This window comes from Neobacillus drentensis, assembly GCF_036966985.1.
GTDB classification, from domain to species: domain Bacteria; phylum Bacillota; class Bacilli; order Bacillales; family Cytobacillaceae; genus Neobacillus; species Neobacillus drentensis_E.
Genome location: NZ_JBALSN010000261.1, coordinates 21,904 through 22,209, shown reverse-complemented (window position 1 = coordinate 22,209; position 306 = coordinate 21,904). Strand labels below are relative to the sequence as shown.

Here is a 306-nt window from a genome sequence, read left to right as displayed (position 1 = left end):
CTTCTTAGCCTTTGCCATGCAGAAAAAATACCAAGAAGGTATTGTGAAAGATACAAAAAATATTAGTACAAGGAAAGATTTAGAAGCACCGGAAGCGCTGGCAGATTTTAGAGATATTGTTGTCAATGCCTCTTCCTACCATAAGGAATACGATGGTTTGCAGGCCGAATATCCTGACTGGTGGAAAACGGTATTTTTACCTCTAGATGATAAATTAATTTTTGGTGAAATGAAAGCGGAAGAGTTTGTTCAGCAACTGCAAAGGCAAACAAAGAATTACTGGAGTAAAAAATAAATTTTTTAGAA

The 306-nt window shown here is 35.6% G+C and carries 1 protein-coding gene; it reads left to right on the top strand.

Annotated features, from left to right (window positions below; genetic code table 11):
• Positions 1-295: hypothetical protein (locus V7659_RS17615; RefSeq protein WP_335541104.1), on the top strand; the 295-nt coding region annotated here is incomplete at its 5' end.
• Positions 296-306: the final 11 nt, after the last annotated feature.